The sequence below is a fragment of the Leifsonella bigeumensis genome (assembly GCF_039537265.1).
Taxonomy (GTDB): domain Bacteria; phylum Actinomycetota; class Actinomycetes; order Actinomycetales; family Microbacteriaceae; genus Terrimesophilobacter; species Terrimesophilobacter bigeumensis.
The window spans coordinates 381,297-405,119 of record NZ_BAABAE010000003.1; the positions used below are offsets into that span (position 1 = coordinate 381,297).

Sequence of the window (23,823 nt, forward strand, 5' to 3'; positions counted from 1 at the left end):
CATTGGATGAACGAATTCGAAGGAGTTCTGCCGGCAAACGACCCCCGCGAGCACTTTCCGCCCCGTCGGCGTCGGTTCTCCTTCGTTTTCGTTCACCACAGCCCACTAAGGTGTGCGCATGACCACGCTGCAACGCCGCCTCGGGATCGGCGGGGCGATCGTCATCGGCCTCGCGTCGATGATGGGCGCCGGCGTCTTCTTCGTGTGGGCGCCGGCTGCGCAGGCGGCCGGCAGCGGCCTGCTCGTCGGCCTCGTGATCGCGGGGCTCATCGCCACGCTCAACGCGCTCAGCTCCGCGCAGCTCGCCATGGTGCATCCGGTGTCCGGCGGCACTTACGCCTACGCGCGCGCCACGGTCGGTCCGTGGACGGGGTTCACCGCCGGATGGCTGTTCCTGGCGGGCAAGACCGCCTCGGTGGGTGCCATCGCCCTGATCGCGGGCGGATACCTGTGGCCGGATCAGGCACGGGCGGTCGCGATCGCCGCCGTCGTGGTGCTCGCCGTCGTCAACATGACGGGAATCCGCAGCACCGCGGTCGTGAGCACCGTGATCATCACGATCGTGCTGGTCGGCATCGCCGCGATTCTCATCTCGGCGCTCGGCCAGTTGCCGGAAGCGCCGCCCTTCGACGCGATCGACGCCGGCCCGTTCGGCATCCTGCAGTCGGCGGGACTCCTGTTCTTCTGCTTCGCCGGCTACGCACGCATGGCGACGCTTGGCGAGGAGGTTCGCGATCCGCACCGCACCCTCCCGCGCGCGATCCTGGCGGCGCTCGCGATCGTGCTCGTGATCTATGCCGCCATCGGCATCCTGTCGCTCACGGTTCTCGGCCCGGATGTCCTGGCCGCGTCGAGCGCGCCCCTCGCCGATCTGGTCGGCGCGGCCACGCCGCTCGGGGCCGTCGTGCGCGTCGTCGCGGGCATCGCGTGTCTCGGCTCGCTCGCCGGCATCCTCGCCGGGCTCAGCCGCACGTCGCTCGCCATGGCGCGCGAGCGGGATCTGCCCCCGGTGCTCGGCTTCATCTCGAGCCGCACGCACGCCCCGATCGTCGCCGAGGCGACCTTCGCCGTGCTCGCGATCGTCGGCGTCCTCGTCCTCGACCCGGCGAGACTCGTCGGCTTCTCGTCCTGTGCGGTGCTCGTCTACTACGCGATCGCACACCTGTCGGCACTGCGCCAGCCGGTGGGGGAGCGCTGGCTGCCACGCTTCGTGCAGGTGGTCGGACTGGTGGGCTGCCTGCTGCTCGCTGTCACCCTGCCGTGGCAGGCGATCGTCTACGCGGCCGTCGTGCTGGCGCTCGGACTCGCGGCACGGATGCTCTTCTCGCGGGCGAGGAGATCCGAAACACCGACGGTGCAGTAGTACCAGTACGATGACCTGAAACGAGAACCGGGAGACGCCGACATGGGACTGTTCGACGCCATCAAGAAAGCTTTCGACGCGGGTGGGATCAAGGTGGGGCTGGAGGTTCCGAAGAGCTTCCAGTGGTCGGATGAGTCGATCCCGGTCACGGTGACGCTCACCGGCCACAAGACCGAGCCCCGCACGGTGACCGCCCTCGCGTTCAAGCTCGAGGAGGACGACGATGACGACCGCGGCACGGGTCGCCCCGGCTCGCGCATCTCAACGGGCAGCGGTGGGAGTCTGAAGTACACACGCACGGAGACCATCGAGCTGCAGCCGCTCCAGGTCGTCACGGTCGAGGTGTCGATTCCTCTCAAGCCGGATGCGGCGATCACCAAGGAGGCCGGCTGGGTCGGCAAGGCCGTCGACGCGATCGCGATACTCGGCACGATCCGGTTCAACTCGCAGTGGTACGAGCTCTCGGTGCACACGACCGTCGAGGGTGCTGCGGCGTCCAAGGGCACGTCGAAGCGCATCCGGAATGGCGACGTGTCCTTCAGCGCCTCGTTCTCGATCGGCTGAGTAGCTCGATCAGTCGAGCGGTGCGACGGAGAACCGCGCGCCCATGTGATGGCTTTCGCCCGGGCCGAGAGTGACTGCGGCTTCCCCCACGTTACAGGTTTCGAAGCAGAGCATGGTTGACCAGCCATCGTCGGAGAAGTCGTCTATGGTCTTGGCTGTCGCTGGGCCCGGGTTCCAGACCACCACTCCGTTGGACTCTTCGGAGTTAACTGAGATGGCGCGTCGATTCCCCGCATCGAGGATCACACCGGAGTTCGCAGGTGAGTATCGTCGGCCAATGCCGAATGGCCCCGGATCGAGCGGGCGGCCTTCGGCGGCGAACCCTTGGCCGTCGATGAGGTAGTCGAGGCCTTCGAGTCCAGTTACCTGTGTTCGTCGGACATCACCGATCGCGAAGTAAGTGTGGAAGGCCTCCTCGAACGTGAATTTTTTGGCGTCGCGGTTGGTCACCTCCAGTGCGAGTTGAAGCTCCATGCCGAGCGTGATGGTCATGGTGAGTTCGAAACGGTACGGCCATACCGTCGCTCGCGTCATCGGGTTGTCGCGAAGTTGTAGTGCGAGTTCGACTGCGTCGCCCCGTTCTCGCACACGAAGGAGCGTCCATGGCAGGACGCGGGCGAACCCGTGCTGGGGAGCATCCCGGTGGTGCGCGTAGAAGTTGAACCAGGGAAAGCAGAGTGGAATGCCGCCGCGCAAGGGGAGTCCGGGCGCGAAGCGACTGCGGGCGCTCATCCACAGCACCGGGCTGCGGTCGCGTGGAATCCATGACGTGAGGTGTGCTCCCTGCAGGCAGAGTTCACCCGTACCACCGGGTGCATCGATCTTGAGAAATGTCAGGCCGCCCGCTCTCTCAATCGGCCGCACCGACGTGGGGAGTTCGATCACGACGTTCTCAGTGGGTGTCGGTGGTTTCGACTTCGCTGCGATCGCCTGACCACAGGGTGTGGAAGGTCCCTGGCGCATCCACTCTCTTGTAGGTGTGGGCGCCGAAAAAGTCGCGCTGGCCCTGCACGAGCGCGGCTGGCAGGCGGTCAGCTCGTAGTCCGTCGTAGTAGGCGAGCGATGACGAGAACGCGGGGGAGGGGATGCCCGCCTGGGCGGCCGCAACGACAACCCGACGCCAGGAGTCCTGCGCGGCCGCAACAGCGTCGCGGAAGTACGGGGCGGTGACGAGCGCGACAAGGCCGGGGTCGGCGGCGTAGGCCTCGGTGATCCGGTTGAGGAACTGGGCTCGGATGATGCATCCGCCGCGCCAGATCTTCGCGATCTCGCCTTTCTTGATGTCCCAGCCGTACTCCTCGGCGCCCGCGATGATCTCGTCGAAGCCCTGCGAGTAGGCGATGATCTTGGAGGCGTAGAGGGCGAGGCGAACGTCCTCGACGAAGGCGTCGGCATCCTTCACCTGCCACGGCGTGGTCGGCCCGGGAAGGTCGGATGCCGCGGCGCGCTGGGCGGGCTTCGACGACAGCGAGCGGGCGAAGACGGCCTCCGCGATACCGGAGACCGGGATGCCGAGGTCGAGGGCGGTCTGCACGGTCCAGGCGCCGGTGCCCTTCGCGCCGGCCTGGTCGACGATGACGTCGACGAGTGGCTTGCCGGTTCTCATATCCGTCTGGCGCAGCACTTCCGCGGTGATCTCGATGAGATAGCTTTCGAGTTCGCCCTTGTTCCATTCGGTGAAGACGTCGGCGATCTCAGCCGGACTCTTGCCCGTGCCGCGCCGGATGAGGTCGTACGCTTCCGCGATGAGCTGCATGTCGGCGTACTCGATGCCGTTGTGGATCATCTTGACGAAGTGGCCGGCCCCGTCGGTGCCGACGTGCGTGACGCAGGGCTCGCCGTCGACGACCGCGGCGATCGAGCGCAGGATCGGCCCGAGTGTCTCCCAGGCCTCAGCGGAGCCGCCTGGCATGATCGAGGGGCCGAGCAGCGCACCCTCCTCACCGCCGGAGATGCCGGCGCCGACGAAGTTGATTCCGGTCTCGCGCACCGCCTTCTCCCGGCGGATGGTGTCGGTGAAGAGCGCGTTGCCGCCGTCGACGATGATGTCGCCCGGCTCGAAAACCGCCACGAGCTGGTCGATCACGGCATCCGTGCCCGCACCGGCCTTGACCATGATGATGGCGGTGCGCGGTGCGCTCAGGCTCGCGGCGAAGTCCTCGATCGTCTCGCTCGCGACGAACCGGGCTTCCGGCTGCGCGGCAACCAAATCGCGGGTCTTCTGAGGCGAGCGGTTGTAGACGGCGACCGTGTTGCCCTCCCGGCTTGCCAGGTTACGAGCGAGGTTGGAGCCCATGACGGCAAGGCCCACGACGCCGATGTTTGCCTGTGCGGTCGAGTGATCGGTCATGGTTTCTCCTGAACTTTCGCGGACTCCCTTTCAGGTTATCTGTCTCGAAGTGCCGGAGGTATCGCAGCGGCGGCAACGGCACTTCTGACAGTGTCGACGATGCGGACCGGAGATTCCTCGATATCGACACGGATGCCCCGTTCGTCCTCAGCCAATGGCTCGAGACTCAGGTATTGCGAGGCCAGAAGCGTCGGGGGCATGAACTCGTGATTTCGACCATCGATGCGCTGGTGGACGACCGACATCGGGCCGTCGAGGAAAACGAAAAAGGCATCGGGAACGTGCCTTCGGAGCGCATCGCGATAGGAGTGCTTCAGGGCGGAGCAGGCCATCACGGTACCTCGATTCGCCGTTCTCGAGTCAGCCAGATATCGGCCGACTGCCTCTAGCCACGGCCACCGCTCGACGTCGCCCAGCGGATAGCCGGCTGCCATCCGCTCGACATTCTCTGGAGGATGCAGGCTGTCTGCATCACAGAATGTGAAGTCGAGTTCCCGCGCCAACATATTGCCGACTGTGCTCTTTCCGGCGCCCGAGACTCCCATGACGACGATAGAAAGAACCCGCTCCTCCGGATCGACATCGGAGTAGTCAGATCTCCCGAAACTGGTGATGGCGGAACTCCTCAATTTTCACAGGCACACTGCAATGAGCCCCTTTATGAGCGACAATATGCGTTTAAAGCATACTTATGCAAGTTAGAGGAGCTATCCCGTATCATTTGCGGATGAACGATGATGAGCAAGGCATGTTCACGGTGGACCCAAAGGATGATTCCTTGACGACGGTTGCCGGTGGCCTCCACGCGCGCGTTCTCGAACGATTGGGCTTGGCGATCTGCGGCCAGGAGCTCACAACCGGGTCAGTCATGAAGATCGAGGATATCGAGCGCCAATATGGGGCATCGAGATCCGTGATCCGAGAGGCTGTTCGTGTTCTCGAGTCCATGGGTCTTGTCACGTCTCGCCGCCGGGTGGGAGTGCTCATTCAGGCTCCGAGCGAGTGGAACCTGTACGACCCACAGGTGATCCGCTGGCGCCTTGCCTCGAGGGCCAGGGTCACGCAGCTTCGTTCGCTGACTGAGCTTCGCACCGCGATCGAACCGGAGGCTGCCCGCCTGGCCGCGATTCGTTCCCCCCTCACCAATGCCAGCGACCTTATGGGCCTCTCCGGTCAGCTCTGGGCTGCAGGCGAAGCGGGTGATCAGGGACTATTCCTGACCCTCGACATCCAGTTCCATAGTCTTGTATTGGCGAGTTCGGGCAACGAGATGTTCGCGAAGCTCGACAGTCTCGTGGGTGAGGTCCTCGCCGGTCGAACGAACTACGGGTTGATGCCGAACCACCCGCATGAGGAGGCTTTGCAACTCCACGTGGACGTCGCATCCGCTATCCAGCGAGGTGCTCCGGATGCCGCACAGAGCGCCATGCTGCGCATCATGCAGAGGACGATGGAGGAGATGGCGCATCTTTGGGACGCCCCCCATCAGAATGGCGAGTTCATCCGCCGATAGTCTGATCCCGAATAAAGATAATATTCGGATGCATTCTGGACTTGTATAAGTATGCTCTTTTCGTTTAGAGTCGCACACTAAGGATGCGAGATGTGAATCTCTGCCGTCCCCACATCGTCAGTCACCTTGGCGAAATTCGAGGAGGAATCTGTGGAAGCCACGAGGCGTAAGCGCCGGCAGTTCCCCGCCGGTGTGCTCTTCATCCTCCCTGCTTTCCTCTTCATCTTCGTTTTCATGCTGTACCCGCTGGTTTCTTCGGGGTACATGAGCCTGACCGAGTACAACTTCGTCTACGACGATGTTCCGAAGTTCATCGGTCTTGACAATTATTTCGCGGCATTTCGGGACCCTCAGTTCGTCACGGCTCTTACGAATACCTTCGTCTTCGGCATCTTCTACTTCGTCATCGTCATGGTGTCCTCGTTGGCGATCGCCTTGCTGCTCTTTCAGAAGCTTCGATTCAACTCCTTCTACCGCAGTGCGGTCTTCGTCCCCATCGTGGTACCGCTCTCGCTGGCTGCTCTCGTCTTCCTCTGGATTCTTCAACCGAACTACGGGTTGCTCAATTACTTTCTGGGCGACGTTCTGGGACTACGGTTCCTCACGCAGCCCTGGCTGAGCAATGGCACGACTGCGATGGCCTCGATCATCGTCCTGGCAGCCTGGGCGAGCATCGGGTTCGTCACGATCCTGTTCCTGGCCGGGCTGCAGGGGATCTCCAATGACACTCTCGAAGCGGCGGAAATGGATGGCGCCCGAGGCCTGAGGAAGATCTTCTACATCGTGCTGCCGAGTCTGAGGGAGACCTACATCCTGACGGGGACCTGGACGATCATCCACGCACTCAAGGTCTTCGTCGAGCCCATGGTGATGACCGACGGTGGGCCGGGAACGAGCACTCTGGTCGTATATCAGCAGGTCTACCTCACGGCGTTCACCTATTTCGACATGGGATACGCCTCCGCCATGGGCTACATCCTAGGCCTCATCATTCTCATTCTGGTCGTACTGAACTTCTTCATCGGCAGGATCAGGGCGGACAAAGATGCCTAAGGAAGTGAGGGTGAAATGGTGAAAGCCTCCTTGGCCTCTCGGCTGTGGATGAACGCAGTACTGATAATTCTGGCCATTCTGTTCCTGGCGCCCTTGATCTATATCCTGCTCAACTCCTTCAAGCCCGCGGGGGAGATATTCCAGGTGCCGCAGAGCATCCTGCCGAAGGAGTGGACCTTCGAGAACTATCTTGCGGCGACGAGCAAGGGGTTCCTCGATTACTTCCGCAACAGTGTCGTCATCACGGTCGGTGGTGTCTTGCTGACAGTGTTGTTGAGCTCCTTGGCGGGATACGGTTTCGCCAAGCTTCCGTTCAAGGGCGTCAATCTTGTCCTTCTGACGATTGTCGCGACTCTCACTATTCCCTTGGTGATCTTCCTGGTCCCGATGTTCCTGATGGAGAATTCCGTCGGTCTTCTCAACACGAATCTCGGGCTCCTGCTCCCGAACGTCGCTGTGTCGCTCCCGTTCGCGATCCTCATCATGCGGGCCTCTTTCCTGGCTATTCCCAAGGAGGTCGAAGAGTCCGCGACCATGGACGGCGCCGGGGTGATTCGTCGCTGGTGGACGGTCATGCTCCCCATGGCCCGAAACGGCGTCGTCCTCGTCGTGATCATGTCCAGTTACGCGATCTGGGGGGAGTACACCATGGCGAAGACCCTCGCGATGGATCCGCCGGCAATGCCCCTTTCGGTCGGTCTCACCCTGCTCAAAGGAGAGGTCTGGCAGTACGGGATCCTTGCAGCCGTGATCGTGCTCGCCATGCTTCCGCCGATCATCATCTTCATCATCTTCCAGAAGCACATCGTCGCGGGAGTCGCCCAGGGGGCGGTCAAGGGGTGACGCGAGTTCGCGATATCAAGTGTCAATCCAGCAAGAGCGTTCAACCAAGAAAGGTGCAATACACATGAAAAGACAACACAAAGTCGTGGGCCTCGTAGCTTCGGCTGCGATCGCGGCCATGACTCTCGCCGGATGTTCCTCCGGTGGCGAGGGTCCGGGAAACGGCGGAGAAGAATCGAACGAGATCACCGTTGCCGCACAGGCATGGATGGTCGAGAAGTTCCATATGGCGGACATGGTCAAGAAGTTCGAGGCCGCCAATCCCGGAAAGACGGTGAACGTCGTCGAATACCCGGACAATCAGGCATTGTCGAACTTCGCCCTGCAGTGGAGCCAGAACAAGTCGAGCCAGGACATCGTCGTCGTCGACGGCGCCTCGGTCGCGGTTCAGTTCCTGGCCAAGGATCTGATCATCGACTTCAACAAGACCGACTTCTTCGAGGGTGCAACCGCGAAGGACAAGTTCGTCGGTGAGACACTCAAGTTCGACTCGCTTGGCGACGTTCAGTTCGCTATCCCGATCGGGCTTGAGACGTACAACATCAGTGCCAATAAGACCTACTTCGACGAAGCGGGTCTGCTCGATGCCAACGGTGACATTCCGGCACCGAAGGACTGGGACGAACTCTACGAGATGGCCAAGGCCATGACCGTCAAGGACGGCAATACCGTCACACGGCCCGGCATGACCATTCAGTGGGGTCCCAACGCAATGAGCACCATGATCGCAGTCGAGCAGGCTGTCCGCGGCAGCTTCTACAAGAGCGACGGAAAGACGCTGACCTTCGACACTCCGGAAATGCGAGAGGTTCTGGAGATCTGGAAGAAGGGTGTGACCGAAGGGGTCTTCTCCATCGACACCTTTGCGAACAAGGACGCGGGCCGCAGCAACTTCAACGCGGGGAACATTCCGATGGTCCTCGAGACGGCGGCCCACGTGCCTGAGGCTGCGCCCACGATCGGTGTCGACAACTCCGTCGTGCTCGCCATGCCAGGGTCTCTGGAGAACGGCTCGTACGGCTTCACCGCAGGAATCATCGTCCCTTCCGCCTCCAAGAACCAGGCCCTCGCTCTCAAGTTCATCCAGGAGGGCATGATGTCCGATGTGCAGGTGGATGTCGGACTCGAGTGGGGCAAGCTCCCGGTCATCAAGGAGTACTTCGACCAGATCGATGCCCCGTGGAAGACCGCGATGTACGACCTTGTGAAGATCTCCCAGCCGGCTCCGATGTACCGCGACCTGCCGGAAATTCAGGTGACCGGTAAGCAGATGCTGCAGGAGTACCTGACCGGTGCGAAGGACCTCGACGGGTTCCTCGCCGATCTCGAGTCACTCATCGATAAGGCGAACAAGGAAGCGCAGTAGCCTCTGAGGCTCGCCTCAGCACGAGTGGGGCTCCGCGGACTCGGGACATCACGTCCGGAGGAAGCGGAGCCCCATCCGGCTGGGCTGGCACGCGGTGGTCCATCTACCTGAAGGGCAGGGATAGTGGCAGCACAATGGACTGGCAGACTGTGGTCGACCGGCGAGGGTGTGAGGGTCACCGCAGAGAAAGGCCTGGTCACGGAAATCTCTCCCGCTTCGGCATCCGGCCAGTGGATCGCCCCTGCGCTCATCGACGTGCAGGTCAACGGCATGGGGGGCTTCAACCTCAACGGGGACGCGGCTTCCGTCGAAACCGTGCGCGGTACCGTCGATGCTCTGCACCGTGAGGGCGTGACGCGCTTCTGCCCCACGATCGTGACGGCCACCGAGCAGAGCATTGTCGCGAGCGTCGCCTCGGTCGCACGGGCCTGCGAGCAGGATGCGGGCGTCGAACACGCGGTCCTCGGTATCCATGTGGAAGGCCCCTTCATCTCACCCGAGGACGGGCCGCGCGGCGCGCACAACGCCGAGTGGGTCCGTCCGCCGGATTGGGACGAGTTCCTCCGCTGGCAGGATGCCGCCGGCGGCAGGATCAAGAAGGTCACTATCGCACCGGAGTGGCCGGGAGCGATTTCGTTCATCGAGAGGCTCGTCGCGACCGGCGTCATCGCCTCGATCGGTCACAGCGCGGCGTCGGTCGAGGACGTCAAGGCCGGTGTCGACGCAGGGGCCAGGATGGCCACGCACCTAGGCAATGGCGCGCACCCGCTCATCAGGCGTCACCCCAACTACATCTGGGCTCAACTCGCCGAGGACAGACAATGGGCGGGACTCATTCCCGACGGCTTCCACCTACCCCCCGAGACCCTGAAGGTCATGATTCGAGCAAAGGGCCGCAAGGCGATCCTGACGAGCGACGCCTCCTACCTCGCGCAGATGCCTGCTGGGCGGTACGGTACCCACCACGGACACGAGGTCGTTCTGGAGCCGAGCGGCAAGCTCCACCTCGCGAGCACGGAGGACATCCTCGCGGGCTCCGCCCTGACTCTGCGTCGAGGCGTGCAGAACGTCGCCAACTTCGGCATCCTGCCGCTCGGCGAGGCAATCGACCTCGCGACACTCCATCCAGCCGAGTTGTTCGGGCTCGCCGACAGTGGGGTGGGAACGCTCCGGGTCGGCGGACCGGCGGATCTCATCACTTATCAGTGGGATGCAGAGGCCCCCGTCGGAGAGCTGAAGATCACCGGCACAGTGTCACGGGGTGAATGCGTCTATGTCGCAGAGTGACGTCTTCCAGGACGGGAACCTGGCTGAGCGGGTAGGTGATCAAGGTGCGTGAGGCGCTGGTAGGGCCGGATATTGTCGCGGACAGCGAAGTGCTCCAGGACCATTCCGTGCTCGTTCGGGACGGGAGGATCGAGGCCATCGTCCCGCTCCGCCAGGTGCCCACCGATTATTCAAAGCGGGAACTCGGCCAAGGAATCCTGACCGCCGGGCTGGTTGACATCCATACTCACGGAGCTGGTGGGCGCGGCTTCAACGAGGGCGATGCCGGAGGGCACCGACAAGCACTCGAGGCGTACTTGGCTGCGGGGGTTACGTCTCTGCTTCCGACCATGTCGGCGGCTCCCATTGAGGATCTCGTAGCGTCGCTCGAGGTGGTCGACTCCATCCGCAGTAGTGCGGGCCTGCCTCGCATCGAAGGCGCTCACCTTGAGGGTCCATATTTCTCCGACGCCCAGCGCGGTGCACAGGATCCGCGAACGCTGCGCATGCCCGACGACGGCTCGGTCGAGCAACTTCTCGACCACGCACGCGTGATCCGAATGATGAGCCTTGCCCCTGAATTGCCGGGGGCGGTCAGGCTCACCGAGCGGCTGGTGTCGCTCGATATCGTCGCGGCGGCCGGTCATACCGATGGCCGCGACGAGGACCTCTTCGCCTGCCAGCGCGCGGGGCTCAGCCATGTCATCCACGTCTTCAGCGGGCAGTCGACGACAGTCCGCGAGGGTCCGTGGCGTCGACCTGGGATGCTCGAGGCCACTCTCGCCTCCGATTTGCTGACTGTGGAGATGATCGGGGACGGGAAGCATTTGCCGCCGACCCTGATGAAACTCGCAATGCGTTGCCTTCCTGATCGACTGTGTCTTGTGTCCGACTCGACGCCGGGTGCCGGGCTGCCCGATGGAAGCCGATACGGGATGGGCGACAACGAGTATCTTGTCGAGGATGGCGTTGGTGTGACGACGGACCGTACTGCATTCGCTGGAAGCACGACCCTGATCTCTCAGATGCTCCCCATCGTCTCCCAACTCGGGGTCGGCCTGACCGACCTCATCGCGATGGCGACATCGATCCCAGCTCATGCGGCCAGGCTTTCCGAGGTTGGACGAATCGCCCCCGGGTACCACGCGGATTTCGCGCTTTTCGACGAGGCGCTCTCGCTGCGGAGCGTGGCGCTGGCCGGACGATGGTGAGCCTGCTTGACGCTGGCATCATCATGGTGGCGGGAGTCGCTGCGGGGATCATCAACGTCGTCGCCGGTGCGGGAACGCTCATTACCTTCCCAGTGCTGCTTGCGCTCGGTATTCCGCCCGTCACGGCGAACGTCTCGAACACGGTGGGACTCGTGCCCGCATCGATCTCGGGTGCATACGGATATCGCAGGGAGTTGCAGGGCCAGTGGCGCAGTGTGCTGTGGATGGCGTCGCTTTCCGGCATCGGCGGTCTCACCGGGGGTGCTGCCCTGCTCCTGCTGCCCGCCGAGAACTTTTCGATCATCGTCCCCTTCCTTCTGGTCATCGCTGCCGTGCTGGCGGCCATCCAACCCAGGGTTGCCGCATACGTGAGGCGTCGATCGTCGGCGGAGGCAGCGAGTGCCACCCGACCGCTCACCTTCGGATTGATCCTGGGTGTCTTCTGCACCGGGATCTATGGCGGCTATTTCGGGGCAGCGCAGGGAGTGGTGCTCCTGGCTCTCCTCGGAATCATGTGGTCAACGGACATGAACCGTGCGAACGGCGCGAAGAACGTGCTCGCTGGCGTCGCCAATGTCATTTCGGCGATCCTTTTCATCACGATGGGAATCGTCGACTGGCCGGTTGCGATACTCGTGGGCGTGGGTTCTGCGGTCGGCGGATGGATCGGTTCGCGCATCGGACGCAAGCTGCCGGCACCGATACTTCGCGCAATCCTGGTCGCGGTTGCCCTGATCGCCGCCTTGGTGCTCTTCGTGACGTGACGGAGCGCGCGTTGCGGCAACGCAGGGGAACGAATCAAGTCAATCGTCATACCTCAAGAAGACTAATGACCAAAAATCGCTGGAATTTCAGTGATTGGAAGTAGCAGTGATATTTGAATAAGTATGCTTTATTGAATAGTCTGTGATGAGGCGCGGAAGCCAATACCTCGCCTCCGAGACGCGAACTGGGATATTTTGCAGCGAAAGGACCTACCCATGGAGAATCTCACCTACGACAAGCTCGAGGTCACCCTTTCCGAGTCGAATGAGGAACTTGGAATCGAAGTGGCCAAGGCTTTCGCAGATGCGGCCAGCGCTGCGTTGGCGGTGAAGGACGAGATCGCGGTGATCCTCGCGACAGGGAATTCCCAGTTGAGCTTCGCGCGCGCGGTCCGTTCGCGTGAGGACATCGACTGGTCGCGCATCACGATCCTGCACATGGATGAATACCTCGGGATGTCGGAGGAACATCCGGCCAGCTTCCGTCGCTGGATGCAGGAGAACCTCGTCGCATACGTTTCGCCGAAGGCTTTCGAAGGCGTTCGAGGCGATCATGAACCCGTCGAAGAGGAGCTTGAACGCTACTCCCAGTTGGTTCGTGACCTTTCCCCGTCCATCACGGTCATGGGCATCGGTGAAAACGGCCACCTCGCGTTCAATGACCCTCCAGCCGAATTCGAGACATCCGAAACCATGAAGCTCGTTGACATGGATGAGGTCTCCCGCAAGCAGCAGGTAGGGGAGGGACATTTTCCCTCGCTCGCCGAAACGCCACAACAGGCACTCAGTCTCACTATCCCGGCTCTACTGCGCTCGGAGATCGTGCTGGTTGGGGTGCCAGAAGAGCGAAAGGCCACTGCGGTGAAGAACGCGCTCGAGGGTTCGGTGAGTCCGAACTGTCCAGCATCGATCCTGCAGACCCAGGGGCACGCACGCGTCTTCCTCGACCGGGACTCGGCCTCCCTTCTCGATCGCGCAGCATCATGACCTCAGCCTCGGGCCTGTCGGTTGTCGGTGCCGGTGACTCACGTCGACTGCGAGTGGTCGCCTCCTTGGCCTCCGATCTCCGGGGATTCGAAGGTATGGCCTCTGAGGGCGATGGCGGGACGATTCTGGAGGGTCCGCTTTCTGCGAAGAACGCAGCCATGGTGAGAGCGAAGATGCCCGTGCTCAAGCCGAGGCCTATCGGCCTTCTCGCGTCGGCCGGTGTTGGCGACCGACTCGGTCTCGCCACTGCCGGTCAGGTGCGGGCATTCCGAAAGTCCGGGTCGGGAATCATGCCCGTCTTCGCACAGCAATCCGCTCGCGAGATGGACCGTTTGGGGCGCACACCGCAGCGGGTTCTGGACGATGCGACCTTCGGATGCCTGCAAGCCGGTTGGGATCGGCCGGTGGGGGCGGATGCTGATCACCTCAAGTCGACCGATGAGGTCGACCGATGTCTGGATGCCGGGTTCACCTCGTTCACGCTGGATCCCGGCGATCACGTCCGTCACCTGGAAGGGGAGCCGAGCGATGCCCAGCTTGCCGAATTGCCCTGGGGGGAGCTGGAGGACACCGCCGACGCGATGATGCGACGCTATGCGGGTCGCAGCATAGATCTCGGCGACAGCGTCCTGCGCATACCGGAGGGTGACATCCGTTTCGCCGCAGCGAAGTACGGTCCGGCCGTGGCCCACGTCGTGTCCATGTATCGGCACCTCATGGGAAGGGCGAAACATCCGGTCGAGGTCGAGGTTTCCGTCGACGAGACGGACGACGTGACAACCCTGATCGAACACGTATACCTTGCGACAGAGATGAAGCGCCTCGGTATGGAGTGGGTGAGTTTCGCCCCCCGATATGTCGGCAGGTTCGAGAAGGGCGTTGACTACATCGGCGACCGGGATGAGCTCTACCGCAGTCTCGTGCAACATTCGAACATCGCCCGCGCGTTCGGCCCCTACAAGATCAGTCTTCACTCAGGTTCCGACAAATTCAGCATCTACGACCTGGTGGTGGAGGCGACCGGTCGTCTCGTGCACCTGAAGACGTCGGGGACCAACTACCTCGTCGCGCTCGACATTGCGGCTCAGTTCGCGCCCGAATTGTTCCGGGAGGTCTACGAGGTGAGTCGTGAGGCCTATCGTGGTGCGCGATCGAGCTACCACGTCTCCGCACAACTGGATCGCACTCCGGACATCGGAGAGGTTCCCGACGAGCGTCTTCCCGATCTCGTCGCGTCATTCGACAGTCGACAGATCCTGCACGTCGGATACGGAGCAGTGCTTCGTACCGAAGATGGCACGGGGCCTTCGAGTGCGGATGCGGCGCTTCGCGAGCTCCTCGAGACCCGTGTCGACGAGTACGAGTCCCTGCTCGAATCGCACATCGGCCGCCACCTGGCGCCGTTCTCATTGATGGAGACAAGATGACAGAGATTCTCGACCCGGGTGAACTCTTCAGCTTGAAGGGAACCAGGGCTGCCGTCATCGGCGGTACCGGCGTGCTCGGCGGTCGGTTCGCACAGTGTCTCGCCGCCGCGGGAGCCGCCGTCGCGGTACTTGGCCGTTCCCAGGAGCGGGGGGCGGATGTCGTCAGCTCCATTATCTCCGCGGGCGGCTCAGCAGAATTCGTTCCGGTCGACGCCACAGAGCGGAGTTCGCTGGAGTCGGCAGCAGCAGCGCTCGAGGAGCGTGGCGGCCTCGACATCCTCGTCAATGCTCCGGGAGTCAACAGCACAACCCCGTTCGAGCTTCTGGACGATGAGGAGTGGAACCGGTTGCTCGATGTCAATCTCGGATCGGTGTTCCGCACCTGCCAGATCTTCACCCCGCTACTGCGCAATCGTGAGCACGGAGCGTCGATCATCAATATTTCGTCAGCATCATCCGGCCCGCCGCTCAGCCGGGTTCTCGGCTACGGGGTCGCGAAGGCGGGCGTCAACAATCTCACTCAGTACCTCGCTCGCGAACTCGCGGGGGACGGCATCCGGGTGAACGCGATCGTGCCCGGCTTTTTCCCCGCCGAGCAGAATCGCACGGTGCTGACCCGTGATCGGGTGAACAGCATCATCGGCCACACGCCCTTGCAACGACTCGGTGTTCCGCAAGAACTCGACGGAGCGCTCCTGTGGCTCGCCGCCTCAAAGGCATCGGGCTTCGTCACCGGATCTCTCGTCACCGTCGATGGCGGCTTCTCGGCGATGACGATCTGACCGTCGTTTTCCACTCGACCATCGCTCTAGCCCATCAGGAGGCAATCATGATCATCACCAAAGCAGAAGTCATCGTCACGAGCCCCGACCGCAACTTCGTCACGCTCAAGCTGACGACGGATGACGGTCTCACCGGCCTGGGCGACGCGACCGTCAACGGCCGGGAACTCGCCGTCGTGAGCTACCTGCGCGACCACGTCGTCCAGTTGCTCATCGGCCGCGACGCCTCGAAGATCGAGGACACCTGGCAGTTCCTCTACCGCAGCGCCTACTGGCGCCGCGGGCCTATCACGATGGCGGCCATCGCCGCCGTCGATATGGCGCTGTGGGACATCAAGGGCAAGGCCGCGGGCATGCCCGTGTATCAACTGCTCGGCGGAGCGAGCCGCACGGGTCTCATGGCCTATGGTCACGCATCCGGAAAGGAACTTCCTGAGATCTTCGACTCCGTTCGCGATCACCTCGAACAGGGCTACCGGTCCATTCGTGTGCAGACGGGTGTACCTGGCCTCAAGGCCATCTACGGGATCGCCTCGAACGACGCGGCAGCCGCCCTCGGGACGCGCTATGACCACGAGCCCGCAGTGCGTGGTGCGTTGCCTCAGGAGGAGGACTGGGATACGCGGTCGTACCTGCGTCATATCCCCACCGTGTTCGAGGCGGTCCGCAACGAGTTCGGACCGGAACTGCCACTGCTTCACGACGGGCATCACCGGATGACCCCGATTCAGGCGGCTCAGCTGGGGAAGAGCCTCGAGCCCTACGACCTCTTCTGGCTCGAGGACTGCACTCCGGCGGAGAATCAGGAAGCACTGCGTCTCGTGCGTCAGCACACGACGACTCCCCTCGCGATCGGCGAGATCTTCAACACCATCTGGGATTTCAAAGACATTATCCGCGAACAGCTCATCGATTACGTGCGTGGTGCCGTGACACACATGGGAGGTATTACGGCCCTCAAGAAAACCCTCGACTACGCGGCCATGTACCAGATCAAGTCGGGCATGCACGGGCCGACCGACATCTCGCCCGTCGGGATGGCGGCGGCCATGCACCTCGGCCTCGCGATCCACAACTTCGGCATCCAGGAGTACATGAAGCACGGTGCGAAGACGGATGCCGTGTTCGAGCAGTCCTTCACCTGGGAGAACGGCCTGCTGCACCCGGGTGACAAGCCGGGCCTCGGCGTCGAGCTCAACCAGGATGAGGCGGGCAAGTACCCGTACGAGCAGGCGTACCTCCCCTACAACCGTCTCGCCGACGGCACGGTCCACGACTGGTAGCGGAGCGTGAAACCACTCATCGTCGTCCTCGGCGTCAGCGGCTCGGGAAAGACGACCATTGGCGGGCTCCTTGCCGGTGCGCTCAGCCTCCCGTTCGCGGATGCCGACGACCTGCATCCGGAGGCGAACGTCCGCAAGATGGCGGCAGGGCATCCGCTCGACGATAACGACCGATGGCCATGGTTGCAACGGGTCGGCGGCGTGCTGTCGGATGCGGACACAGCCGACACTGGGCTCGTCATCGCCTGTTCCGCGCTCAAGCGGTCCTACCGCGACGCCATTCTTGAGGTGGAGCCCCGCGCCCGCTTCGTGCTTCTCGACGGAGATCGCGAGTTGCTGCAGAAGAGGCTCGCCCAGCGCGAAGGCCACTTCATGCCCGCCACCCTCCTCGACTCGCAACTCGCCACCCTCGAGCCCCTCGCCGACGGCGAACCCGGCGTCACGGTGAGCATCGACCAGACCCCCGCGCAGATCGTCGCCGAAACGCGCGCGAAACTGGCGCCGTTGTAGGGTGGCGTCATGCGCCCCCTGCAGCAGCAGATCATCCGCGACCTGAACGTGTCGGCGACGATCGACCCGCGCGAGGAGATCGAAGCGCGGGTCGGGTTCCTCGTCGACTACGCGAAGGCCACCCACGCGAAGGGCTTCGTGCTCGGCATCAGCGGCGGGCAGGACTCCTCGCTCGCCGGCCGCCTTTGCCAGCTTGCGGTCGAGCGGCTCGCGGCCGACGGCATCCCCGCGGAATTCATCGCGGTGCGCCTGCCCTACGCGATTCAGCGCGACGAAGATGACGCCCAGCTCGCGCTGCGGTTCATCCAGCCGCAGCGCACGGTCGACTTCAACATCCAGCGCGCGGTCGACGGCTTCGAGGCCGAATACCTGGACGCGATCGGCGATGAGATGACCGACTTCACGAAGGGCAACGTCAAGGCTCGCGCGCGGATGATCGCCCAGTACGCGATCGCCGGGCAGCGCTCCCTGCTCGTCGTCGGCACCGATCACGCGGCGGAGGCGGTCACCGGTTTCTACACCAAGTTCGGTGACGGCGCCGCCGACCTCCTCCCGCTCAGCGGTCTCACCAAACGGCAGGGCCGAGCCCTGCTCGAAGAGCTCGGCGCACCGGAACGTCTCTACCTGAAGGAACCCACCGCCGACCTGCTCGACGACACCCCCGGCCAGAGCGACGAGGCGAACCTGGGCCTCAGCTATCAGCAGATCGACGACTACCTCGAGGGGGCGGATGTCCCTCCCGCCGTCGCCGAGACGATCGAGGCGAAGTACGTCGCGACGCGCCACAAACGCAACCTGCCGGTCTCGCGTTTCGACGACTGGTGGCGCTGAGCGCACCCGACGTCGGACTTACGGGCGCACTCGGCTGCGCGCATCCGACCCCCGCGCATTCGACGTGCGCGCGCATGCGCTAAACTCGGGGATTGAACTTCGGCGAGGGATCGCTGGGGCCAGGCCGTTCCAGGACGGTCGGGCGCAGCATCCGTAATCGACGCGGTGAGCAGGCAGGGTCTTCACAGGCCGCACAGTCTTTCCTCACGCGCAGGCGTTCGAGTTGACCACCACGAGACACGCGGGCCAGACAGCCTGCGAAGGAGACAGACATGACTGACAAGAAGGTCAGCACGGGCAAGAAGTCCGACGCCGACAAGAAGGCCCAGGCCGACAACCACATCAAGGCCGAGCTGCGCGAGAACTTCGGCAAGGGCTTCGCCCGCCGCCTGCGCGCCGAGGGCCGCATCCCCGCCGTCATCTACGGCCACGGCACCGCGCCGCAGCACGTGAGCCTGCCGGGCCATGAGGTCGGCCTGCTCCTGCGCAAGGCGAACGCCATCCTCGACCTCGATGTCGCGGGCAAGAAGCAGCTGGCCCTCGTCAAGGATGTGCAGAAGGACCCGGTGCGCCAGATCATCGAGCACCTCGACCTCGTCATCGTCAAGAAGGGCGAGAAGGTTCACGTCGAGGTCCCGATTCACCTCGAGGGCGAGTCGTTCAGCGGCACCATCGCCATGCTCGAGGTCAACACGATCCGCCTCGAGGCCGACGCCACGAGCATCCCCGAGCGCATCGTCATCGACATCGAGGGCGCCGAGGAGGGCACCAAGATTCACGCTTCGGAAGCCACGCTGCCGGAGGGCTCGAGCCTGCTCGACGACCCCGAGCTCCTGCTCGTGAACGTCATCGTTCCGGCTGCGGTGAGCCTGGGCGAGCCCGCAGAGGGCGAAGAGGCCGAGGGCGAGGCTGCGGAGGGCGCCGAGGGCGAGGCTGGCGCGGAGGCCGAGTCGGCATCCGGCGAAGCACCCGCCGAGGCTGCTGCCGAGTAGCCTGCTCGCATGACCACCGATTCGTGGCTCGTGGTCGGGCTCGGAAACCCCGGGCCCGGCTACGCCGCGAATCGTCACAACGTCGGCGAGATGGTCGTCGCCGAACTGGGCACCCGGATGTCGGCGAAGTTCAAGCGACACCGCGCGAACGCGATGGCGGCTGAGGTGCGCGCCGGCATGGGCGGACCGAAGCTCATCCTCGCCGGGACGAACACCTACATGAACCTCTCCGGCGCGCCGGTCGCGAACCTGCTCAAGTTCTACAAGCTTCCGCCGGAGCGCCTGATCGTCGTCCACGACGAGCTCGACATCCCGTTCGACACGGTGCGTCTCAAGTTCGGCGGCGGCCACGGCGGGCACAACGGCATCCGGGACATCGTGTCGGCGGTCGGCACGGGCGACTTCATCCGTGTGCGCGTCGGCATCGGGCGACCGCCCGGGCGGCAGGATGCGGCCGACTTCGTGCTCAAGGACTTCTCCTCGACCGAGCGCGCATCGCTGCCGTCGCTGATTTCGGATGCCGCGGATGCCGTCGAGGTGATCGCCGTCGACGGGCTCACCGCGGCCCAGCAGCGCTTCCACTCGCCTGATCCCGCGTCTTGACCTGACCGCGTCCTGGCCTGGCCTGGCCGCGTCCTGACCTGACCTGGCCGCTTTCTGGAGTGGCCCGTGCCCGAGGGCACCGCTCCCCGGTCCGCGCCCGGGGCTCGGCGCCCGTCGATGCGGAGTTTTGTCAACGATGCGCCGGCTGTAGCGTGCGCATCGTTGACAAACCTCCGCATCGATCCTGTGTCCGGACGCCTCCGCTCCCCGAGGGTCCGATGGCTCGCTGGCTGAGCAGCGGGCAACGCTCGACCAACGCACGCCCAGCCGGCGGTTACTAGACTTGTCCGGTGATACTCGAGGGCTTAAGTGCCAGGCTTCTGCACGCCCGCACGTTCTCCGAGGCCGCGCGAAACGCCCGCAACAGCACTGACTTCTCCCTCGTCGACGGCCTGCGCGCCCCACTGCTCGCCACTCTCCTCGATGCCCGGACCGGCCCGCAGGCGCTCTTCGCGATCGTCGCCACCGGTCGCGACTCCGAATCCCTGCGCGATGCCCTCGCCGCGGTCGTCCCGGATGCCGAGATCCTCGAGTTCCCCGCCTGGGAGACGCTCCCGCACGAGCGCCTGAGCCCGAGCGCGGAGACGGTCGGCAAGCGCATCCGGGCTCTGCGGCGGCTGCAGGAGTGGCAGGCGGAACAGGCACAGGATGTCGGATCCGCGCAGGGCGCAGCGTCGCCCGGCGACCCGACTCGCGTGAGCCCTGGGCATCCGATCATCGTGGTGGCGAGCGTGCGCGCCGCACTGCAGCCGCTTGCCCCCGGCCTCGCCGCGCTCGAGCCGATCACGCTCACGGTCGGCGGCCGCGGTTACAACCTGGCCGAACTCTCCGAGCAGCTGGTCGCCCTTGCCTACACCCGCGTCGACATGGTGACCCGGCGCGGCGAGTTCGCGGTGCGCGGCGGCATCCTCGACGTGTTCGCTCCGACCGACGAGCATCCGGCGCGGGCCGATTTCTTCGGCGACGAGCTCGAGCAACTGCGGCCGTTCTCGGTCGCCGACCAGCGTTCGCTCGAGGAAGAACTCGTCTCGGTCGAGCTGCAGCCGAGCCGCGAACTGCTGCTCACGGATGCGGTGCGCCAGCGGGCGGGCGAGATGCAGCACGAGTTCCCGAGTCTCAGCACCCTGCTCGCGAAAATCGCCGAGGGCATCCCGGTCGACGGCATGGAGTCGCTCGCGCCGGCGCTCGTCGACCGGCTCGTGCCGGTGACCGATTACCTGCCCCCGGATGCCGCGGTCGCCGTGATCTCGCCCGAGCGCGTCGCGAGTCGCGCGGTGAGCCTGGGGGAGACGAACCGCGAGTTCCTGGCGGCGGCGTGGAATGCGGCGACGGCGGGGGCGGAGGCGCCCATCGACCTCGACGCCGGGGACTTCCTGTCGATGAGTGAATTGCGCGAGCGAGCCGGCGGGTGCACCTGGTGGACGCTGAGCAGTTTCGACAGCGGGGTCTCGACCGGCTCGACCGGAGAAGTAATGTTGGGCTCGACCGGAGACGGCCATACTTCTCAGACCGAGCCCGTCGAGACTCCCGATCCGCATACCTCTCGGATCGAGCCCGTCGAGATCCCCGAACCGCTCACCGTCGACGACCATTACCTCCGCATCGAGGCCGCTCCCGCCCCCAACTTCGCCGGCAACCCCGACGGCGCCATCGAGCACATCGCCACCCTCCTCAAGGACGACTGGACCGTCGTCATCACCGCCCAGGGCGCCGGCCTCGTCGAGCGCGCGGCATCCGTGCTCGCCGAGCACAACCTCGCCGGCCGCATCGTCGACGCCTTCCCCGAGGATGCCGAACCCGGCGTCGCCTACCTGCTCAAGGCATCCGTGGAGGCCGGCTTCGAACTGGCCGAGACGAAGCTCGCCCTGTTCAGCGAGTCCGAGTTCTACGGTCGCTCCGCCGGCTACGACTCGCGCCAGGTGAAGAAGCTCGCGAGCCGGCGCCGCAACGTCGTCGACCCGCTGCAACTGAAGACCGGGGACTTCGTCGTGCACCAGACGCACGGCATCGGCAGGTTCGTCGAGCTCGTGCAGCGCGAGGTGAGCACGGGAGGCCGGAATCCCGTCAAGAACTCCCGCGAGTACCTGCTCATCGAGTACGCCCCGAGCAAGCGCGGCTACCCGGGCGACAAGCTCTACGTGCCGACCGACCAGCTCGACCTGCTCACCCGCTACGTCGGCGGGGAGGCGCCCGCGCTCAGCAAGATGGGCGGCAGCGACTGGTCGGCGGCCAAGGGCAGGGCGCGCCGCGCGGTGCGGGACATCGCGGTCGAGCTCGTCAAGCTCTACAGCGCCCGGATGGCGAGCCGCGGTCACGCGTTCGGTCCCGACACGCCCTGGCAGCGCGAGCTCGAGGAGGCGTTCCCGTTCGTCGAGACGCCCGACCAGCTGACGACGATCGACGAGGTCAAGGCGGATATGGAGCGCGCCATCCCCATGGATCGCCTCCTCTCCGGTGATGTCGGTTACGGCAAGACCGAGGTCGCGGTGCGCGCGGCGTTCAAGGCGATCCAGGACGGCAAGCAGGTCGCCATGCTCGTGCCGACGACCCTGCTCGTGCGCCAGCACCTGGAGACCTTCTCCGAGCGGTTCGCCGGCTTCCCCATCCACCTGCGCGCGCTCAGCCGGTTCCAGACCGACAAGGAGGCGAAGGAGACGATCGCGGGGCTCGCGGATGGCACGGTCGACCTCGTGATCGGAACGCACCGCCTGCTCACCAACGACATCCGGTTCAAGGATCTGGGCCTCGCCATCATCGACGAGGAGCAGCGTTTCGGCGTGGAGCACAAGGATGCGCTCAAGAAGCTCAAGACGAACGTCGACGTACTCGCGATGAGCGCGACGCCCATCCCGCGCACGCTCGAGATGGCGGTGACCGGCATCCGCGAGATGTCGACGCTCGCGACGCCGCCGGAGGACCGGCATCCGATTCTCACGTTCGTCGGGCCGTACAGCGACAAGCAGGTGGCGGCCGCGATTCGGCGCGAGCTGCTGCGCGAGGGGCAGGTGTTCTTCGTGCACAATCGGGTCAAGAGCATCAACCGGGTCGCGTCGCAGCTCGCCGAGCTCGTGCCGGAGGCGCGCATCGCGGTCGCCCACGGGCAACTGCCGGAGGGCGTGCTCGAGCAGGTCATGGTCGACTTCTGGGAGCGTAAGTTCGACGTGCTCGTGTCGACGACGATCATCGAGACCGGCATCGACATCACGAACGCGAACACGCTCATCATCGACCGTGCTGACAAGTACGGGCTGAGCCAGCTGCACCAGATCCGCGGGCGGGTGGGGCGCGGGCGCGAGCGCGCGTACGCGTACTTCCTGTACGACGAGAACAAGCCGCTCAGCGAGACCGCCCACGACCGGCTCGCGACGATCGCGGCGAACAACGAGCTCGGCGGCGGCATGCAGATCGCGCTGAAGGATCTCGAGATCCGGGGTGCGGGAAACCTGCTCGGCGGGGAGCAGTCCGGGCACATCGCCGGCGTCGGCTTCGACCTGTACCTGCGGATGATCGGCGAGGCCGTGAACGACTTCCGCGGCGAGGTCGCCGAAGGGCAGACCGAGCTGCGGCTCGAGCTGCCGGTGGATGCGCACATCCCCGAAGAGTATGTCGAGAGCGAGCGGCTGCGGCTCGAGGCCTACCAGAAGCTGTCGGCGGCGAGCGGGCCGGCATCCACCCCGGATGCGCTGGATGCGGTGCTCGAGGAACTGACCGACCGCTACGGCCCACCGCCCGAGCAGGTGCAGAACCTGATCGCCGTGTCGCGGCTCAGGCGGATGGCGCAGAAGGCCGGGCTCTCCGAGCTCGTGAACGCGGCCGGCAAGGTGCGCATCGTCGGAGCTGAGCTGCCGGACTCGATCCAGGCGCGACTGCAGCGGATGTACCCGGGATCGCGCTACCTCTCGGCGACCCGCACGGTCATGCTGCCGCTGCCCGAGTTCCCGGATGACGCGGCGCTCATCGAGTGGGCGGCGACGCTGCTCGGGGCGATCTACCCTGCTACCGCGCCTTCGCCGCTTGAGTAGCGTCCCGTCACTTCCACCACACCTACACCCTGAGGTCATGACGCGGTTTGTGTCTCATGACGGCGAATTTTCTGCGTCATGAGACACAAACCG

The 23,823-nt window shown here is 64.4% G+C and carries 21 protein-coding genes; 18 read left to right on the forward strand and 3 right to left on the reverse strand.

The genetic code is table 11. The features are described from left to right. Positions 1 to 118 precede the first annotated feature (118 nt). Positions 119 to 1,363, forward strand: coding sequence for an APC family permease (locus ABD678_RS06855; RefSeq protein WP_344755052.1), 1,245 nt, complete (start codon positions 119 to 121; stop codon positions 1,361 to 1,363). 42 nt (positions 1,364 to 1,405) lie between these two features. Beyond that, positions 1,406 to 1,927: a hypothetical protein gene (locus tag ABD678_RS06860; protein WP_344755054.1), complete on the forward strand. Its 522-nt coding sequence runs from the start codon at positions 1,406 to 1,408 to the stop codon at positions 1,925 to 1,927. A gap of 9 nt (positions 1,928 to 1,936) precedes the next feature. On the opposite strand, the gene ABD678_RS06865 is transcribed toward ABD678_RS06860, so the two are convergent. From ABD678_RS06865 to ABD678_RS06875, 3 genes are read right to left on the reverse strand one after another with little or no spacing between them, the layout of a single operon-like run. Further along, a complete protein-coding gene (locus ABD678_RS06865; protein WP_344755056.1) occupies positions 1,937 to 2,812 on the reverse strand; it encodes a D-hexose-6-phosphate mutarotase in 876 nt (291 codons plus the stop codon). Between the two features lie 7 nt (positions 2,813 to 2,819). After that, complete coding sequence (gene gndA / locus ABD678_RS06870; RefSeq protein ID WP_344755058.1) at positions 2,820 to 4,277, reverse strand: NADP-dependent phosphogluconate dehydrogenase; 1,458 nt, start codon at positions 4,275 to 4,277, stop codon at positions 2,820 to 2,822. 35 nt (positions 4,278 to 4,312) lie between these two features. Then, positions 4,313 to 4,906 (reverse strand): gluconokinase, encoded by a 594-nt coding sequence (locus ABD678_RS06875; RefSeq protein WP_344755060.1) that lies wholly within the window; start codon positions 4,904 to 4,906, stop codon positions 4,313 to 4,315. A 98-nt stretch (positions 4,907 to 5,004) separates the two neighbouring features. On the opposite strand from ABD678_RS06875, the gene ABD678_RS06880 reads away from it, so the two are divergent. The 16 genes from ABD678_RS06880 to mfd all read left to right on the forward strand — a co-directional run bounded on the left by ABD678_RS06880 (position 5,005) and on the right by mfd (position 23,730). Next, positions 5,005 to 5,790: a FadR/GntR family transcriptional regulator gene (locus ABD678_RS06880; protein ID WP_344755062.1), complete on the forward strand. Its 786-nt coding sequence runs from the start codon at positions 5,005 to 5,007 to the stop codon at positions 5,788 to 5,790. Positions 5,791 to 5,940: 150 nt separating this feature from the next. After that, positions 5,941 to 6,843 (forward strand): carbohydrate ABC transporter permease, encoded by a 903-nt coding sequence (locus ABD678_RS06885; protein WP_344755064.1) that lies wholly within the window; start codon positions 5,941 to 5,943, stop codon positions 6,841 to 6,843. A gap of 48 nt (positions 6,844 to 6,891) precedes the next feature. Beyond that, a complete protein-coding gene (locus ABD678_RS06890; protein WP_344755066.1) occupies positions 6,892 to 7,686 on the forward strand; it encodes a carbohydrate ABC transporter permease in 795 nt (264 codons plus the stop codon). Between the two features lie 64 nt (positions 7,687 to 7,750). Further along, positions 7,751 to 9,052: an ABC transporter substrate-binding protein gene (locus tag ABD678_RS06895; RefSeq protein WP_344755068.1), complete on the forward strand. Its 1,302-nt coding sequence runs from the start codon at positions 7,751 to 7,753 to the stop codon at positions 9,050 to 9,052. Between the two features lie 168 nt (positions 9,053 to 9,220). Continuing rightward, on the forward strand, positions 9,221 to 10,339 hold the full coding sequence (nagA, locus tag ABD678_RS06900) for an N-acetylglucosamine-6-phosphate deacetylase (RefSeq protein WP_344755070.1): 1,119 nt from the start codon (positions 9,221 to 9,223) through the stop codon (positions 10,337 to 10,339). A gap of 35 nt (positions 10,340 to 10,374) precedes the next feature. After that, complete coding sequence (locus ABD678_RS06905; RefSeq protein ID WP_344755072.1) at positions 10,375 to 11,529, forward strand: N-acetylglucosamine-6-phosphate deacetylase; 1,155 nt, start codon at positions 10,375 to 10,377, stop codon at positions 11,527 to 11,529. Next, positions 11,526 to 12,293, forward strand: coding sequence for a sulfite exporter TauE/SafE family protein (locus ABD678_RS06910; protein ID WP_344755074.1), 768 nt, complete (start codon positions 11,526 to 11,528; stop codon positions 12,291 to 12,293). The genes ABD678_RS06905 and ABD678_RS06910 overlap by 4 nt, the downstream gene beginning before the upstream one ends. Before the next feature lie 216 nt (positions 12,294 to 12,509). After that, positions 12,510 to 13,280, forward strand: a complete 771-nt coding sequence (locus ABD678_RS06915) for a 6-phosphogluconolactonase (RefSeq protein ID WP_344755076.1) — start codon at positions 12,510 to 12,512, stop codon at positions 13,278 to 13,280. A 95-nt stretch (positions 13,281 to 13,375) separates the two neighbouring features. Then, entirely contained in the window at positions 13,376 to 14,707 is a 1,332-nt protein-coding gene (locus ABD678_RS06920; protein WP_344755078.1) for a tagaturonate epimerase family protein, read from the forward strand. Further along, on the forward strand, positions 14,704 to 15,489 hold the full coding sequence (locus ABD678_RS06925; RefSeq protein ID WP_344755080.1) for an SDR family oxidoreductase: 786 nt from the start codon (positions 14,704 to 14,706) through the stop codon (positions 15,487 to 15,489). Before ABD678_RS06920 ends, ABD678_RS06925 begins: the two co-directional genes overlap by 4 nt. Positions 15,490 to 15,536: 47 nt before the next feature. Then, positions 15,537 to 16,772, forward strand: a complete 1,236-nt coding sequence (gene manD, locus ABD678_RS06930; protein ID WP_344755082.1) for a D-mannonate dehydratase ManD — start codon at positions 15,537 to 15,539, stop codon at positions 16,770 to 16,772. 6 nt (positions 16,773 to 16,778) lie between these two features. Next, a complete protein-coding gene (locus tag ABD678_RS06935; protein ID WP_344755084.1) occupies positions 16,779 to 17,282 on the forward strand; it encodes a gluconokinase in 504 nt (167 codons plus the stop codon). 9 nt (positions 17,283 to 17,291) lie between these two features. After that, the gene (nadE, locus tag ABD678_RS06940; RefSeq protein WP_344755086.1) at positions 17,292 to 18,113 is read left to right on the forward strand and encodes an ammonia-dependent NAD(+) synthetase; all 822 of its coding nucleotides are present in this window, start codon (positions 17,292 to 17,294) and stop codon (positions 18,111 to 18,113) included. A gap of 272 nt (positions 18,114 to 18,385) precedes the next feature. Next, the gene (locus ABD678_RS06945; RefSeq protein WP_344755088.1) at positions 18,386 to 19,105 is read left to right on the forward strand and encodes a 50S ribosomal protein L25/general stress protein Ctc; all 720 of its coding nucleotides are present in this window, start codon (positions 18,386 to 18,388) and stop codon (positions 19,103 to 19,105) included. Between the two features lie 9 nt (positions 19,106 to 19,114). Continuing rightward, positions 19,115 to 19,708 (forward strand): aminoacyl-tRNA hydrolase, encoded by a 594-nt coding sequence (gene pth, locus ABD678_RS06950; RefSeq protein ID WP_344755090.1) that lies wholly within the window; start codon positions 19,115 to 19,117, stop codon positions 19,706 to 19,708. A 290-nt stretch (positions 19,709 to 19,998) separates the two neighbouring features. Then, complete coding sequence (gene mfd, locus ABD678_RS06955; RefSeq protein WP_344755092.1) at positions 19,999 to 23,730, forward strand: transcription-repair coupling factor; 3,732 nt, start codon at positions 19,999 to 20,001, stop codon at positions 23,728 to 23,730. Positions 23,731 to 23,823 lie beyond the last annotated feature (93 nt).

Excerpts from the sequence above, each read along its gene's own strand:
- ABD678_RS06925 (WP_344755080.1), top strand. The coding sequence starts at position 14,704 with ATGACAGAGATTCTCGACCCGGGTGAACTCTTCAGCTTGAAGGGAACC.
- gndA (WP_344755058.1), bottom strand. The coding sequence starts at position 4,277 with ATGACCGATCACTCGACCGCACAGGCAAACATCGGCGTCGTGGGCCTT.
- ABD678_RS06895 (WP_344755068.1), top strand. The coding sequence starts at position 7,751 with ATGAAAAGACAACACAAAGTCGTGGGCCTCGTAGCTTCGGCTGCGATC.
- ABD678_RS06920 (WP_344755078.1), top strand. The coding sequence starts at position 13,376 with ATGGCCTCTGAGGGCGATGGCGGGACGATTCTGGAGGGTCCGCTTTCT.
- pth (WP_344755090.1), top strand. The coding sequence starts at position 19,115 with ATGACCACCGATTCGTGGCTCGTGGTCGGGCTCGGAAACCCCGGGCCC.
- ABD678_RS06855 (WP_344755052.1), top strand. The coding sequence starts at position 119 with ATGACCACGCTGCAACGCCGCCTCGGGATCGGCGGGGCGATCGTCATC.
- manD (WP_344755082.1), top strand. The coding sequence starts at position 15,537 with ATGATCATCACCAAAGCAGAAGTCATCGTCACGAGCCCCGACCGCAAC.
- ABD678_RS06860 (WP_344755054.1), top strand. The coding sequence starts at position 1,406 with ATGGGACTGTTCGACGCCATCAAGAAAGCTTTCGACGCGGGTGGGATC.
- ABD678_RS06880 (WP_344755062.1), top strand. The coding sequence starts at position 5,005 with ATGAACGATGATGAGCAAGGCATGTTCACGGTGGACCCAAAGGATGAT.
- nadE (WP_344755086.1), top strand. The coding sequence starts at position 17,292 with ATGCGCCCCCTGCAGCAGCAGATCATCCGCGACCTGAACGTGTCGGCG.
- ABD678_RS06945 (WP_344755088.1), top strand. The coding sequence starts at position 18,386 with ATGACTGACAAGAAGGTCAGCACGGGCAAGAAGTCCGACGCCGACAAG.
- ABD678_RS06915 (WP_344755076.1), top strand. The coding sequence starts at position 12,510 with ATGGAGAATCTCACCTACGACAAGCTCGAGGTCACCCTTTCCGAGTCG.
- ABD678_RS06890 (WP_344755066.1), top strand. The coding sequence starts at position 6,892 with ATGAACGCAGTACTGATAATTCTGGCCATTCTGTTCCTGGCGCCCTTG.